Here is a 15,336-nt window from a genome sequence, read left to right on the forward strand (position 1 = left end):
CGCGGCGGCTTTACACTGATCGAACTGCTCGTCGTCGTGACGATCATCACGCTGCTGCTGGCGATTCTGTTGCCGTCGCTGAGTCGATCGCTGGCGCATGCGAAGACGACGGTGTGCCAGACGCGGATGCGACAGTTGATGCTCGCGAGCGTGACCTACTCGTCGGACTGGTTCGGCACGATGCCGCATCCGGATTGGGATTCGTGGGAGCCGTACCCCGGTTGGCTGTACGACAAGAACGACGCGAGCAAGCCCCGCCCGCAGAGCGGCGTGCTGTTTCCGCTCGTCAAGGATGTGACGCTCTACCATTGCCCGAGCCATCCCCAGCCCTGGACCTACGGCACGCAGGTCTACACCAGCTACACGATGAACGGCTCCGTCTGCGGGTACGGCAATGCCGGGAAGGCCTACGCTTTGGGCGATTTTCAGGCGACCGACGTCATCTTCTGGGAGACGCACGAAGAGAGCACCTACTGGAACGACGGCTCGAACTTCCCCCACGAATTCGCCACCGGGCGCCATCCGCTCAGCGGCGACGTCGGCGCGGGCAACGTCGTCCGCATCGATACGTCGACCAAGTGGCTCAGCACGGATGAATATCACGAACTGGCGTTTCCTTCGTTCCCCGCATCACGCAATGAACTTTGGAACCGCCCCTATTCGAGCAAAGGCTGGTGAGTCCGCCATGCGCCAACGCGCCTTTACGCTGATCGAACTGCTCGTCGTCGTCGCCATCATCGCGATGCTCATCGCCATCCTGCTGCCGTCGCTCAGTAAAGCGCGACAGACGGCCAAGGCCATCGCCTGCGCCGCCAACATCCGCCAGTTCGAAACCGCGCACATCGGCTACGGGCTCGACAATCGCAACGCGCCGTTCCCCTACGTCGGGGGGAAACTGTTCATGTGGTACCTGGAAAAATATCACTCCAATATTGATGCGATCCGCCTCTGCCCCGAGGCGATCAAGCCCAATCCCTACGCCGGCAACGGCACGGCCCACCTGGCGTGGACCTACAGCGGGTACACCGGCTCGTACGCCCTCAACGGGTTCATGTACAACTCGCAGGGCGGCGACGCATCCAACGGCGGCGGTCACAACTACGCCGCTGCTTCGCCGTATCCCAATGCCTGGTGGGACACGCTCGCGCCCAAGTACACGTCGATGGTCCCGGCGTTCTGCGATTCGATGTGGGTCGATCTGTGGCCGCATCAGAACGACACTGTTCCGACGGATCTGGAGAATCCGGTGCCGCTGCCCTTGCAGCAGAATCCGTGGCACCTTGGCCGGGTGTGCATCGACCGACATGACCGGCGGGTCAACATCGCGTACACGGACGGACACGTGCAGGCGACGCAACTGGTGGATTTATGGGATTTGCCCTGGTCGCGGACGTTCGTGCGTCAGGGCCCTGTGGTGCTGCCTAACTGACGCAAGCGGCGGCAATTGCGGCGGGCGGCGAAAGATTTTTATTGCCAGCGGGCAATTTTTTTTCCAAAATGACTCACGAGGCCGGGTTTCCGTAGTGAGGAACCCAGTTCGTGAGTGAGACACGCCAAAATTCATCGCATTCGCTCGACCCCGAGTCGTTCGTCCGTCTGTTGATGGCCAACGAACGCCGGGTGTACGGGTTCATTCTGACGCTCGTGACCAACACGGCCGACGCGGACGACCTGATGCAGGAAACGAGCGCGGTGCTGTGGCGCAAGTACGGTGCGTTCGAGCAGGGGACGGACTTTGCGGCATGGGCGATGCGGATCGCGCGATACGAAGTGCTCAAGTTCCGCGAGCGCCGGGGCGGGGCGGCGGGGCTCAGTGAAAAGGTGATGGATTCACTGGCGGAAGTGGCTCAGCAGGTGGCGGGCGAAGCGGACGCGCGTCACGAGGCGCTGCAGGGCTGCATTCAGAAGCTCGGCTCGCGTGACCAGCAGGTCATCGCGATGCGTTACGACGAAGGCGCGACGGTCAAGCACATGGCGGCGCGGATCGGGCTGAGCGTCTTTGCCGTGTACAAATCTTTGACGCGCATTCATCAGCAGCTTCACGACTGCATCGAGCGCACGATCGCGCGGGAGCACCGCTCATGAGCGAAGCGCGGTGGCAATGCGATGCGGAACTGCTGAGTCTCGTCGGCTCGGCGCGCGAGCAGACGCTCGATGCGGCGGGCTGGTCGCGGTTAAGCGAGCGGCTCGAAGGCGACGTCGAAGCGCAGCACTATTTCGCCCAGCACATGTTCCTCGTCGCCGACCTGACCCGCCGCCGCGCGACGCCGCTCCGAATGGCGGCGCCGGTGGTTTCGACGCCGGCGCGGTCGGCGTTCAAATGGCGTACGGGGCTGGCGCTGGCGGCGATGGTATTGATCGTGCTGGGGGTGACCTTCGCACTGTGGCCGCGCGAGGCGCGGACGCCGCACGAATCAAATCAGCCGCGCAGCGCGGTGGCGCTTTTGTCGGACTTGTCGAGCGATGTGACGTTCGGTGAATCGACGACGCCGACGGCGCTGGGGTCGGATTTGCCGCCGGGCATGTTGCGATTGGCCAGCGGTGCGGCGCAGGTGGCGTTCCACGGCGGGGCGGTGGTGGATTTGGCGGGGCCGTGCGCGTTTGAGATGACCGGTTCGGGTCGGGCGCGGCTGGTGAGCGGGACGGTCAGCGCGTATGTGCCCGAGCGGGCGCGGGGGTTCACGCTCGACACGGTGTCGCTGAGCGTCATCGACCTGGGCACGGCGTTTACGGTTCGCGCGGAGGATAAGGGGCCGACTGATGTGGCGGTCACGGAAGGGCAGGTCTGGCTGGATGTGCGCGATGCGGACCCGGCGTCGGGCCTTTCGCGGATCGTGCGGGCGCCGCAGGTGATGCGTCTGACGGCGGATCGTGGGCGGATGATCGTCGCCAAGGCGCGGCCGGTGTTGGTGACGGGGCGCGGGGTCAGCCCCGGCGCGGACGATCCGCAGTGGCAGATTGCCGGCGTGTCGGACGCATCGGAGTTCACGCTGACGGCGGCCAAAGCGCTGGCCCGGCCGGATGTGAGCTACGTGCAGATCGACGGCACCGAGGCGCGCTGGATCGGGATTACGCCTGACGACGGCGCGGCCCGCACCAACACGACCTACACCTTCCGCACGACGTTCGACATGACGGGCTTCGACACGCGCACCGCCTGTCTCGTCGGCAAGTACGCCGCGGACAACACCGTCACCGCCATCCGGCTCAACGGCAAGGCCGTCGCGAATATCGCCGCGTCGGACAGCGAACAGTTCCGCCGTCTGTCGGCGCTGAAGATCGCGACGGGCCTCGTGCCCGGCGTGAACGTGATCGAATTCGATGTGTTCAACGGGTCGGACCCGCATGGGGCGGCGAACCCGATGGGCTTGATTGTGGATGCGGATATTTATGCCCTGCCGGAAAAGTCCGGCGCGGCGCCAACGGAGCAATGAGTCGAGGACTCGGAGAACACTTTTTTTGCCGAAAGGGAATGACGAATGAGCGGCCAACTGAATCGCATCGTGTCTGCGCTGTGCGTGATGACGACGTGCTTGGGCGTCGGAGCCAAGGCGGCGAACCTCATTACGCCCACGAATGCCGGATTCGAAACCGACACGTTCACCGTGGCGCCGGGCTACGTGAGCGGCAACTTCCCGATCACCGGATGGAGCGACAATGCCGACAATCGCGTCGGCATCAATCCGACGACCGTGTCCAACGACTTCGGCAACAACGGCGTGACTCCGCAGGGCTCGAAGATCGCGTTCATCCAGTCCAACGGCTCGGCCACGACGCTCTCGCAGAACATCACCGGCCTGACCGCGGGCAACAATTATGTGCTGTTTTACCGGGAAAATGCGCGCAATTTCGGCGGGAACAACGCCAACGCCTCCACGACGCTCGGCCTGGACACCGTCGTGTCCGCACACAGCGTCGCGCCCGTGCAGGCATCGCCCACGCACACGCTGCCCTACTACAAGGTCGTCGGCTCCGCCTACACCGCGACCGGCACGAGCGCCAATCTCGTGTTCCAGAACAACACCGGTCCCGACTCGACGCTGCTCGTCGATGACGTGCGGCTCTACGAATACGCCGCCAACGAAGGCGTCGTCCTCAACAACAGCTTTGAATGGGACTCGTTCACAGGCAATGGCTACAGCACCGACGGCACCAACGGGCCGATCACCGGATGGACCAGCACGAGTCTGGACCGCACCGGCCTCAACCCCGCCGGCGGATCGCCCTTTGCCAACAACGGCGTCGTGCCCGACGGGTCCAAGGTCGCCTTCATCCAGTACAACGGCCACGGCGGCGCTCTGAGCACGACCGTCACGAACTTGGTTGTCGGCAAGACCTATCAGATCGACCTGAAGCTCAACGCCCGCTCCGGTTTCGATACGCCTAATGTGACCATCACCGCCGGCGGCAACACGCTCGTCGCCAACACCGCCGTCAGCCCCGTCGGCGGCGCCAATCCCTACAAGACCGCGACGTTCTACTACACCGCCACCGCCGCGACCGCCAACTTCTCCGTCGCAAACGTGAGCACGGCCGGGGACGCCACGCTGCTGTTCGACGATGTGCACTTCACCGAAGCGACGCCCGCCTGGAACACCAAACAATGGACCAATGACGCCACCAGCGGCGTCATGACCGGCGGACTCTATTCCCATGCCTACAACTTCGGCTCCGGCGGCAACGCGCCCAACACCACCATCAACGGCATTCTGTTCCGCGACGCCTCCGGCACCACCCCCGCCAACAACAACGCCCAACTCGGCGGCGACTTCACACTCGGCGGCGGATACAACACGAACTTCGGCGTCGACACCAACAACGTCACCGGCTCCAGCGCCAACCTCGCCAAGAGCTTCATCTATGAAAGCTCCGCAGCCACCGCCGGCACGCTGACTCTGACCGGCTTGCTGCCCGGCTCATTCAACAAGCTCTCGCTCTACGGCGTCGCCTTTGACCCCTCCGCCGGTCGCACCGCCACTTTCACCGACACCGCTACCAACCGGCGCCTGACCGTCAATGAAACCGCCAACGGCAATGACAACGGCACGATCATCAACTACTTCTACAAGGCCGACAACACCGGCACGCTGACCATCGACATCTCCGCGCTGGGCTCCAACAGCTATCACCTCTACGGCTTCGCCAATCAGGTGCTCAGCACGGCAGTCATCGCCGGGCTGTACAACACCGGCGTCAACGACAGCGGCGTCGCCCTTGCCGACAACGCGCTCGATACGCACTGGCGCCTCGTGAGCACGCCCGCCGGCGCCGTCGATATCGCCCCGGTCGTCGCCGCCGGGTCCGCCGGATTCCCGATTCCGCCATGGCTCGGGGACACCAGCGCGTCCGCCTGGATCACGCCCGCCAATGACACCAATGGCGTCCCCGGCAGCTACACATGGCAGACCACCTTCAACCTCGACAACGCCGTGGCCTACATCACCGGCCGCTTCGCCGTCGACAACGACGTGACCGCCATCATCCTCAACGGCACCACCCTCCTGACGAATCCCGGCTCGGGCTTCGGTGCGTGGATCAATTTCACCCTCGACTCCGGCTTCGTCGCCGGGCTCAACACGCTTCAGTTCGTGGTCAACAACGGCTCGCCAACGGGACCGACCGGTCTGCGCGTCGAGTTCCTTTCGGCCTCCGTCGCTGTCGTCCCGACGCCCGGGGCGCTGTCGGCGGGGCTGGTCCTCATGAGCATGGTGCTGGTGCGCCGCCGCAAATGAAACAGATGTCGATCCATCCTGAGCGTCATTTAGCGGCGGGGCTCGCCCCGCGCGGTTTGAGGCGCACCATGACGCGCGCGGCGTTCACCCTAATCGAGCTGCTCGTCGTCGTGAGCATCATCGCACTTTTGATCGCGATTCTGCTCCCCTCGCTCAAGCAGGCGCGCGAGCAGGCCAAACGCACGGTCTGCGGGTCCGGTCAGCGGCAGTTCGGCGTGCTGCTGTTCACGTATGGGCAGGACAACAAAGGCATCCTCCCGCCGGGCAATGCGCGGCTCGGGCTGTGGGGCATCGACTCGACGTATCACGTGCAGAGCGGCACGCCGCTGGGCCTGGCTTACCTGATGGACCTCAAGTACATGACTGATGCGAGAATGTTTTATTGTCCGAGCTGGAAGCATCCGCTGCTGGCGTACGATGTGATCAACGCCGCGACGGAACCGGGGGCCGGGTTCCCGCCCGGGTCCTACGGCGGCTGGCCGGCGCCGGGGCATGCGGGTCCGACGCAGTCCCGCGGCATCAGCTACCACTACCGCGCGACATTCGGCAAGACCGGCAATCAGCCCGCACGACTGACCGACCCCGATGCCGGCATGACCGCACTCGTCGCCGATCACTGGGTCCGACGCGAGGCGCTCTACGGTGTGGACTACGGACATGTCGATGGGTACGAAACGCTTTATCTGGACGGTCACGTAAGCTGGATCGGCATCAAGCCCGAGACGATGGAAATGCTCGAACCCGTCGGCGCGACGACCAACGACAATTGGGCGTTTCAGGAAATCATCTGGAAAGACTGGTTCTCGCTGCCGCATTGACCCCCGTTTAGCGACGCCGCTTGCGGCGGGGTTTTGCATCTTGAGATGCGGCGATGTGGCGAAGTGGTGATGTCATCCCCATCGCGGCACGCGGGGTTTGCATTTCGAGTTTCGGGGTTTCGAGTTTTGCGCATGGATGGGGATCATCGAAATGCGCTGCTGATCCGCGCGCGGCTCAGGCGGGTTTGGCGGCGGCGGCGGGGGCGCCGGGGGAGGTGGGCTTTTTCATTTTCTTGAACGCGCCCCACTGATGCTGGAGCACCAACCCGACCATCGCCGGCACCAGCACCAATAGCGGAATGGCCATCGGCTTGTCGACGAGTCCGCTGGCGATGCCGCTCTGCCAGGCGTCGACCTGAAGCATCAGGGCGATGATGCCCAGCACGGCGAGCACGGAGCCGGAGAAGGATGTGAAGAGCACGACGGAAAGCTCAAAAAGAATGAAGCTGAGCATGCCGAGGATGAGCAGGCCGGCCAGGGCGCCGACCCAGGGCGTGCCGATGTCGATGTGGAACCCGTGATTGTTAAGCTGCGTACCGATGCCGACCCAGGCGCTGGCGCCGACGAACGCACCGGCGATGCCGCCCGCCACCGCGACGGCGTATTTCATCAGAGGCCAGGCCACCACCGCCAGCAGCACGCCGAGGCAGCCGGCGAGGATGACCTCCGCCTTGACGGTTTCGCCGAGGCGATATCCGACGGTCAGGCCGGTGATCAGCGCGATGGCGATGACGACGCTCTTGTAGAGGCGGAAGCCCTGCAGCATGCAGACGAGGCCGGCGCAGATGAAGATCGCGGCGAGGACCATCGGTAGCTGCTTGAGCGCGGCGACGAGCTCCTTGGGGTGCGCCAAGGCGTCGAAGCTCGAGAAGATGTTGACGACGGCCTCGGTGGCGGACTTGTCGGCCTGGGCCTGGGCGAGTGTGGTGATGAACGTGTGCGTGAGCATGGCGTCGGCTCCTAAAGCCGCGCTCGGTCACGGATCGCGGCAACCTTACTTATCGGTTCCCGGGCGGAGAATCATCCACTGAATCAATGCTCCGATAAGTGTCATGACGACGATCATCATGATGAGGTTGCGGGCGGTGTCGGGCATGATGTCCATGTTCAGGTGCGTGCCGACCAGCCGGCCGATCCCGCCGATCATCATCATCGATCCGACGAAGGCCGTCGCCAGCGCGCCGCCGATGCCGGGGAAGACGAGTCCGATAAGAAAGCCCAGCACGCCCAACCCGCCGGCGAGCGTCATGAGCAGCACGCGATAGCTCGTGTCCTGCTCGTTCCACCACGTCGTCGTCGCCTCCTTGATCTGTGTGAGTGATTTGTCAGCGATGTCGACCATGGACGGGAGCTTCGACAGGTCCGCGCTTTTCTGGTCATCGCTGGTGACCTGCGAGACGGCTTCGCGGATGTCGCTGACAAGTTGGACGATCGGCTCTTCGATGGCCGGGCCGGGTTTGCCTTGGAAGATGAGCATCCCCGCCGGGGCCGCGAGACCGACGAGCAGGGCGAGGACGAGTCCCATGCCGACGCGGTACAGCGCGAACGCCGCCACTGCGCCGATCAGGGCGCCCCCGGCGACGAAGAGCGTCGGCGATGTATCCGCCCAGTACGTCTTGACGAGCGCCAGACCCAGCAGAGCGCCGAGCGTCAAGCCCATGACCGCGAACAGCGGACGCACGAGCCGCCGACCGAACAGAAACACGATCAGCCCCATGAGCCCCAGCCAAAGCAGCAGCCCGTCGAGCCACCACCAGGGCATCTGAATCAGCGTGTCACCGAATCGAAGGTCATACGTCTGCATAGCGGCCTCGGTCATGATGATTTTGATCGGTCGATCGGTCGATCTACAATAGACCCCGGCATGGAAAGCTGAAATAGTCGAGGCGAAAGCTTCCGGGGTCAGTTGGGGCATTGTAACCGATGAATCGATCCGAAAAACCCGCCGTCATGCCCGCCGCTCCCCTCGCTGAATTGCGCCATCGCATCGACGCGCTGGACACGCAGATCGTCAAACTGCTCAACGAGCGCGCCCGCATCGTCGTCGACATCGGCAAGATCAAGGCCCACGACGGCGTGACGCCGATCTACGCTCCCGATCGCGAGCAGGTCGTCCTCGACCGCATCCGCAAAGCCAACGAAGGTCCGCTGCCCGATGCGTGTCTGCAAGCGATCTGGCGCGAGTTGATGAGCGGATCGTTCGCGCTGGAGCGCCCGCTGTACATCGGATTCCTCGGCCCGCTTGGTTCCTACAGCCATGTCGCCGCCCGCCGCCAGTTCGGGGCATGCGTCAACTACGAAACCTTCGAGTCCATCACCGCCGTCTTCCTCGCCGTCGAAGCCCGCAAGATCGACCTGGGCCTTGTGCCCATCGAAAACTCGACCGGCGGCGGCATCCATGAAACCCTCGACAGTTTCCTGCAGACGCGCGCCCGCGTGTGCGCCGAGGCGCTGGTGCCGATTCATCATTACGTGCTTTGCCAGTCCGAAGACAAGGACATCCGCCGTCTGTGCTCGCGACCGGAAGTCTTCGATCAGTGCCGCCGCTGGCTCGGCGATCATCTGCGCGACGCGGAGCGCATCGCCACCACGTCGAGTGCCAAGGCCGCCGAAGCCGCCGCCGCCGATCCGCACACCGCCGCGATCGGCTCCGACCTCGCCGCCGAAATCTACAACCTGCCCGTCCGCTATTCCAACATCGAAGACAACCCCAACAACATCACGCGCTTCTTCGTCATCGGCCATCAATTCTCCAAACCGACCGGCGACGACAAGACCGCGATTCTCTTTACGACCCAGCACAAGGCCGGCGCCCTCGCCAGCGTCATCGACGTGTTCTCCAAACATGGCGTGAACCTCACGCACATCGACAAACGCCCCAGCCAGCGCGTCAACTGGGAATACTACTTTTTCATCGACTGCCAGGGCCACGCCGACGAACCCCATGTCGCCGCCGCCCTCGAAGCCGCCCGGGCCCATTGCCTTCAGCTCACCGTGCTTGGCTCCTTCCCCCGCGCCCGCGCCGTGTTAGAATAAGGCACACCTCTATCCGGGAGTGCCGAACATGATGGATACCTATCGTCCGTCGGGTCGATTCGCCGCCAGCGCGCTGTTCATCGTTCCGCCGGCGATCATTGTCGCCGTCGGCGCCGCATGGATCTACCAGTTACTCGTCGATTGGGTGCCGCTCATTTATCTCAACGCCGTGGCGACGTTCGGCCTGGGCGTCGTGCTCGGGTATCTGGCGGCACAGATCATTCAGCGAGGGCACTGTCGCAACATGGCGATCGGCGTGTGCATCGCCCTCACGCTCGCGCTTTCGGCGCTCGCTGCCGGTCATTACTTCAGCTATGTCCGGCTGACCGACGAATGGGCCGCCGATCCGCAGACGCAGAAGGAAGCGCCCGGCGTCAAAGGCGCCGACATTCGTCGCGAAGTCTCCCTCCTCGATTTCATGCAGCAGAAAGCCGAGGTCGGATGGGCCCTCGGTTCGCACGGGCGCGACGGCGGCCCGGCGATCAGCGGCATCGGCGTCTACGCCGTATGGTGCGTCGAAGCGGGGATCGTCATCTTCTTCGCCCTCAATCTCGCCCGCGATCAGGTCAATACGCCCTACTGCGAAGACTGCGGCACATGGGTCGACCCCAACCTGCTGACCATCGCGTTCGTCAATCCCTCCGAGTCCGACGTGGCGCGCATCCGAACCGCCAAGTCGCCCGGCGACCTGACGGCGATTCGCCCGAGCGGCGAGGGACTGGCGGGTGTGACTGTGAACTATTCGCTGTCCGGTTGCCCGACGTGCGACAAGGCCGCGTACCTGAACGTCTCCTGCGAAACCCAGACGCGCGACAAGAAGGGCAAGGTCGAAAAGAAGACGACCGGCATCTGGGCCAACCTGCTGCTCACCGCTGACGAACTCGTGAGTCTGCACGCCATGTCGCACGCCGAGCCGTCCGCTGATGCCGCCGCCGCGCAGGACTCCGCCGCCGACGCGCTCACCGACCTGTCCACCGGCTCCGACCCCGCCGCCGACCCGGCGTAGCCCCCGTTTCGCGACGCGGCTTCCCGCGTGTTTCCGCAACCGTCTCCGCCCTTACCGGTAGGTTAGGGCGTATGAAGCGTTTTTCCATTATTGTGACGCTCTTTTGCCTCGCCGGTTGCGCCAACGATTCACTCACCCTCCGCGACATCGATGGGCACGATCAGCAGCCGCTGTCATCGACCGGCGTCGCAGCCCTGATCTTCATCAGCGCCGACTGCCCCATTTCCAACGCCCTCGCCCCGACGCTTGTGCACCTGCACGACGACTTCGCCCCGCGCGGCGTGCGTTTCTATCTGATCCACTGCGACCCGGCGATCACCGCCGAGCGCGCTCATGTGCACGCCGCCGAATATCACCTCGACCACGCCGGGGCGATCATGTTCGATCGCGATCAGATGCTGGTCCGGGCCGTCGGCGCCAGCGTGACGCCGCAGGCCGTGCTTCTCAGCGACGGCGACATCGTGTATCGCGGGCGGGTCAACGATCTGTTCGCTGATCTGGGCGTGCGCCGGACCGCGCCGACGCGCGAAGATCTGCGCCTCGCCATCGAGGAAGTCCTCAATCACGAACCTGTCGCCGAGCCGCGCACCATCGCCATCGGCTGCGACATTCCTTCGCTTTCAACGGAGCTTTACAAATGAACGCGCTGCGTGCGGTCATCGGCGTGCTGTTGTGTGCCTCCTTCGTCCGTGCCGAATCGGTGCCGACGTATTCGCATGACATCGCGCCGATCGTGTACGAGCATTGCGCTTCGTGTCATCGCCCGGGCGAGGCCGCGCCGTTTTCGCTGTTGACCTATGAGGACGCCGCGAAGCGCGCGAAGTTGCTGTCGCGCGTGACGGGCAAGCGTTACATGCCGCCGTGGAAGGCCGAGCCGAGCGACTTGGGCGTGTTTCTTGATGAGCGTCATCTGACGGACGCCCAGATCGATACGTTCCGCCGATGGTACGAAGCGGGCGCGCCGCGGGGCGATGTCGCCGACCTCCCGCCGATGCCGACGTTCAGGAGCGGCTGGCAGCTTGGCGAGCCGGACATGGTGCTGACGATGGACCAGTCTTTCGACATCCCCGCCGAGGGGCGCGATGTGTATCGCAACTTCGTCGTGCCGAACCCCGGCGACAAGCTGCGCTACGTCAAGGCGGTCGAGTTCCGCCCGTCGAGTCCGACCGTGGTGCATCATGCGATCTTCTTCCTCGACCGCACCGGCCGGGCGCGCGAACTGGACGCGCAGGATGCGCAGGCCGGGTACGGGGGCATGCTCGGTCCGGGCTTCGCGCCGTCGGGCGGACTGGGCGGCTGGGCCGTCGGTGCGCAGCCGATCCCGCTGCCCGAGGGACTCGCATGGACGATTCAGCCCCGTTCGGACCTGGTGATACAGACGCATTTTCATCCCTCCGGCAAAGCCGAGTCCGAGCGTTCGACCATCGGCCTGTACTTCACGGACGCCGCGCCGACGGAACAGATGATGCCGATCCCGATGATCAGCCGCGCGATCGACATTCCGCCGGGCGAGAAGAATTACACGCGCGAACTGTCGTTCAAGTTGCCGGTCGATGTGAAAGTCATCGGGCTCACGCCGCATGCACATCAGGTCTGTCGCGACATGAAAGTCCTCGCCGATATGCCCGACGGGACGACCAAGACCGTGATCCACATTCCCGACTGGGACTTTAACTGGCAGGAGCAGTACCGCTACGCCGACCCGCCGACGATCCCGGCGGGCGCGACGCTGCGGACGATCTCTACCTACGACAATTCCGCCGACAACCCGCGTAATCCCAATTCGCCGCCCAAGCGCATCACATGGGGCCCCGAGTCGACCGATGAAATGCTCTTTCAGATCATCCGGGTCGTGCCCGAAGGCGCGTTCGGTCGCGTGCGTCTGGCGCTGGCGATCGCGCAGCAGCGCAAGACGATGTTCGGCCTCGATGGGCCGTCCAACAAGGAAATCTATCAGAAGATGATCACCAACAAATTCGACGCCGACGGCGACGGCCAGCTCAGCGCCGCCGAACGCGCCCAGGCGCAGGAATTCCTCAAGCAGATCCCCGGACGGCGGTGAGCTGTTCAGCGCCGCCGCTCGCGGCGTGCTAGCCGACCGGTCTATCATCATGGTCTATGAAGTGGCTTTCGCGCGGGATGTGGTCCGCTGTGGTTCTGGCGTACGCGCTGGTGATCTTCGCCTATGCGCTGCCGCAGGATTTTCGAGATCGCAATGAGGCGTACCTGTGGGCGACGTGGGTCGCGTTCATGGTGCGGACGTTCTCGCTGCACATCGGGCTCGTCCTGCTGATCATCGCCGGCGTCGGGCTGCGCAAGCGGATGCGTCGCGTCGCGCTGGCTGCGGCGCCGCTGGCGATCTTCGTGATGGGGCCGACGCTATACGACGCCCGGCCCAAGTCGCCGCCGCCGATCGACGGGCCGTCGTTCAAGCTCCTGTCGATGAATCTGCTCTACACCAACCGGCATTTTGACGAAATCCTCGCGGAAATCCGCCGGGTCAACCCGGATGTGCTTTTTCTGCAGGAGTATTCGAGCGACTGGTACATCGCGCTTTCCGCGGCCCTGTCTCAGGAATACAAGTACAACGCCGAGTCGGTCTACGACAATCCGTTCGGACAGGCGATCTTCTCGCGGATCCCATTCGAAGGAAAGCCCGAGTATCTGCGCATCGGCTACGTGGAGACGCCGCAGCAGCGCATCGTCATCAAACTCGGCGGCCGGCCGATCGCGCTCTACAACATCCACCTCGTCCCGCCGCACGCGATTCACGTCATGGGCGAGCGCCGGCTCCAGTTCGCCGAACTGCTCGATCACCTCGATCACGATCCCTTGCCGACGCTGATCAGCGGCGACTTCAACCTGACCAACACCAGCGCCCAGGCGGCCGCGCTGATGCAGCGCGGCTACCGCGATGTGAGTCAGATCGACGGATGGGGCCTGTGCGATACGTGGACCGTCCGCGGCCTGTGGCGCTACGTGCCGATTCCCGGCGTGCGCATCGATCACATCTACCTCTCACCCAAACTCACCGCACACGACGCGGCAACCGGCGCCGGCAGCGGTTCGGATCACCGTCCGGTCATGGCGGAGATTGGCCTGATGAAAACCGGGCCGTAACATGCTTGCATGAGCGGCGGCGAGATTCCGTCAACATCGCGCTGGCGACAATGGGTCTGGCCCACATGGTCCGAGCGAAAACGCACGCTCGGCAAGCAGGCGTGGGTCGTCATCGTCGTCGCCATTGCGACGCTTCTTTTCGGCCGCGCGTACCCGCAGCATTTTGACAACGATTCGCCGGGCTACGTGCTGGGCGCATGGCTGGCGACGATGGCGCGCCAGTTTGAGTTTCACATGGGACTGCTGCTGGCGATCGTCGGCGCCGCTGCATTGATCTACCGTCAGCGCGGCAAGGCGATCGCGGCAGGCGTCCCGGCGGTGCTCGCGCTGATGCCGACGGCGATGCTGTATCTACCCCATGACAAACCGGCGATCAGCGGGCGGGGCATCAGGATCATGAGCGTGAATCTGCTGATGATCAACGAGACGACCGGCCCGATCACGGCGGAGATCGAGCAGGGCGAAGCGGATGTGCTGTTGCTTCAGGAGTACACGGAGCACTGGGAAAAGGCGCTGACGGCGGGGCTCGGCGAGCGGTATCCGTATCGGGCGGGCGTGACGCAGGAGGATTCCTTCGGTGCGGCGATTTATTCGCGGTTGCCGTTCGAGGAGCCGCCAAATTTGTATGTGCGGCTCGGGCCGACGCGGCTGCCGGAGATTCGGGCGCTGGTGCGGATCGACGGGCGGGTGGTGGCGCTTTACAACGTGCATCTACTTCCGCCGCGCACGCTTGGGTACACGATTGAACATCGTCAGCAGTTCGCGAAGTTGTTGGAGCGGTTGCGGGCGGAAACGGAGCCGTTCGCGCTGGTGGGCGATTTCAATTTCACGGAGGCGAGCCCGAACGCCGCGGCGCTGGCGATGATGGGCGTTATCGATGGGCAGGATCAGGCGGGCAGCGGTCGCGGGGCGACATGGCCGGTCAATTCGTTCCTGCGTTACACGCCGATTCCGGGTCTGCGGCTCGATCATATCTATGTGTCGCGCGGGCTTTGCGCAGAGCATTTTTCGCGCGGCGTCGGACTTGGGTCGGACCATCGTCCGGTAAGTGCGGCTCTTGGATTTGCGTCGCGCGATGATTAGAATGCGTCCGTCATGCGGATCGAACCCACGCAGTCTGTAACGCCTTTGCGAATTGTTCAGCCGACGGAGCCGGTGAAGTCGGTCGATGCGCCGCGGAGCGTTCAGTCGTCGGGGCCCGCCGCCGATATGAGGTTCGAAGCGGTGTACGCGGCGAATCTGCCGAAGGTGCCCATGACCGACGCACAGACGAAACTCGAACGCATCCGCACGCAGCTCGTGGCGGCGAAGACCGATGTGCCGATTCACTTCGATGCGCCCGCGTCGCGCCCGCGTCCGAGCAATCCCTACGCCGCCGCATACCCCCGCCTCATCGCCGATCCCGCCACGATCAACGCCAACATCACCGAATCGAAGGTCGTCTAGGGCGGGGCAGCGCCCCGTGCTTTGCCTGCCATTCCGGCAGTATCGCGACGAATTTTCGGGTCGTCATCATCTGATTTAACGCATCTAATCATAGTCACTTGCGCGATTTGATCGCTATCGGTGATTCTCGCGCGCCGTTTGCCTCAAATGAGGTAGCCGCTCGCGGCTTAGCAGTTTT

General features: G+C 64.1%; 14 protein-coding genes and 1 pseudogene. 13 read left to right on the forward strand and 2 right to left on the reverse strand.

What is annotated here, in order from left to right; genetic code table 11:
- The 6 genes and pseudogenes from GC162_13160 to GC162_13185 form a co-directional block, all read left to right on the forward strand.
- Window positions 1-678: prepilin-type N-terminal cleavage/methylation domain-containing protein (locus GC162_13160; GenBank protein ID MBI1369590.1), on the forward strand; the 678-nt coding region annotated here is incomplete at its 5' end.
- Window positions 638-793: pseudogene (locus GC162_13165) on the forward strand (prepilin-type N-terminal cleavage/methylation domain-containing protein). The gene GC162_13160 and the pseudogene GC162_13165, both read left to right, overlap by 41 nt.
- 746 nt (window positions 794-1,539) lie before the next feature.
- Window positions 1,540-2,085: a sigma-70 family RNA polymerase sigma factor gene (locus GC162_13170; protein MBI1369591.1), complete on the forward strand. Its 546-nt coding sequence runs from the start codon at window positions 1,540-1,542 to the stop codon at window positions 2,083-2,085.
- Window positions 2,082-3,434, forward strand: coding sequence for a hypothetical protein (locus GC162_13175; protein MBI1369592.1), 1,353 nt, complete (start codon window positions 2,082-2,084; stop codon window positions 3,432-3,434). The genes GC162_13170 and GC162_13175 overlap by 4 nt, the downstream gene beginning before the upstream one ends.
- A gap of 45 nt (window positions 3,435-3,479) precedes the next feature.
- Window positions 3,480-5,732: a hypothetical protein gene (locus tag GC162_13180; GenBank protein MBI1369593.1), complete on the forward strand. Its 2,253-nt coding sequence runs from the start codon at window positions 3,480-3,482 to the stop codon at window positions 5,730-5,732.
- Between the two features lie 68 nt (window positions 5,733-5,800).
- Entirely contained in the window at window positions 5,801-6,550 is a 750-nt protein-coding gene (locus tag GC162_13185; GenBank protein MBI1369594.1) for a prepilin-type N-terminal cleavage/methylation domain-containing protein, read from the forward strand.
- A 175-nt stretch (window positions 6,551-6,725) separates the two neighbouring features.
- Here the strand turns inward: GC162_13185 and GC162_13190 are convergent, their stop codons facing one another.
- Complete coding sequence (locus GC162_13190) at window positions 6,726-7,499, reverse strand: hypothetical protein (protein MBI1369595.1); 774 nt, start codon at window positions 7,497-7,499, stop codon at window positions 6,726-6,728.
- A gap of 45 nt (window positions 7,500-7,544) precedes the next feature.
- Window positions 7,545-8,369: a hypothetical protein gene (locus GC162_13195; protein MBI1369596.1), complete on the reverse strand. Its 825-nt coding sequence runs from the start codon at window positions 8,367-8,369 to the stop codon at window positions 7,545-7,547.
- A 104-nt stretch (window positions 8,370-8,473) separates the two neighbouring features.
- Between GC162_13195 and pheA the strand changes: the two genes are divergently transcribed.
- The 7 genes from pheA to GC162_13230 all read left to right on the forward strand — a co-directional run bounded on the left by pheA (window position 8,474) and on the right by GC162_13230 (window position 15,158).
- Window positions 8,474-9,586, forward strand: a complete 1,113-nt coding sequence (gene pheA, locus GC162_13200) for a prephenate dehydratase (protein ID MBI1369597.1) — start codon at window positions 8,474-8,476, stop codon at window positions 9,584-9,586.
- 28 nt (window positions 9,587-9,614) lie between these two features.
- Window positions 9,615-10,592 carry a hypothetical protein gene (locus GC162_13205; GenBank protein ID MBI1369598.1) on the forward strand — a complete coding sequence of 326 codons (978 nt, stop codon included), beginning with the start codon at window positions 9,615-9,617 and terminating at the stop codon, window positions 10,590-10,592.
- 71 nt (window positions 10,593-10,663) lie between these two features.
- Window positions 10,664-11,233: a hypothetical protein gene (locus GC162_13210; GenBank protein ID MBI1369599.1), complete on the forward strand. Its 570-nt coding sequence runs from the start codon at window positions 10,664-10,666 to the stop codon at window positions 11,231-11,233.
- Window positions 11,230-12,654, forward strand: a complete 1,425-nt coding sequence (locus GC162_13215) for a hypothetical protein (protein ID MBI1369600.1) — start codon at window positions 11,230-11,232, stop codon at window positions 12,652-12,654. The genes GC162_13210 and GC162_13215 overlap by 4 nt, the downstream gene beginning before the upstream one ends.
- A gap of 56 nt (window positions 12,655-12,710) precedes the next feature.
- Window positions 12,711-13,712, forward strand: coding sequence for a hypothetical protein (locus tag GC162_13220; GenBank protein ID MBI1369601.1), 1,002 nt, complete (start codon window positions 12,711-12,713; stop codon window positions 13,710-13,712).
- Between the two features lie 9 nt (window positions 13,713-13,721).
- On the forward strand, window positions 13,722-14,795 hold the full coding sequence (locus tag GC162_13225; protein MBI1369602.1) for a hypothetical protein: 1,074 nt from the start codon (window positions 13,722-13,724) through the stop codon (window positions 14,793-14,795).
- A gap of 12 nt (window positions 14,796-14,807) precedes the next feature.
- A complete protein-coding gene (locus tag GC162_13230) occupies window positions 14,808-15,158 on the forward strand; it encodes a hypothetical protein (GenBank protein MBI1369603.1) in 351 nt (116 codons plus the stop codon).
- The last annotated feature ends 178 nt before the right edge of the window (window positions 15,159-15,336 follow it).

The sequence above is a fragment of the Planctomycetota bacterium genome, from assembly GCA_016125255.1.
GTDB lineage: Bacteria > Planctomycetota > Phycisphaerae > Phycisphaerales > Zrk34 > RI-421.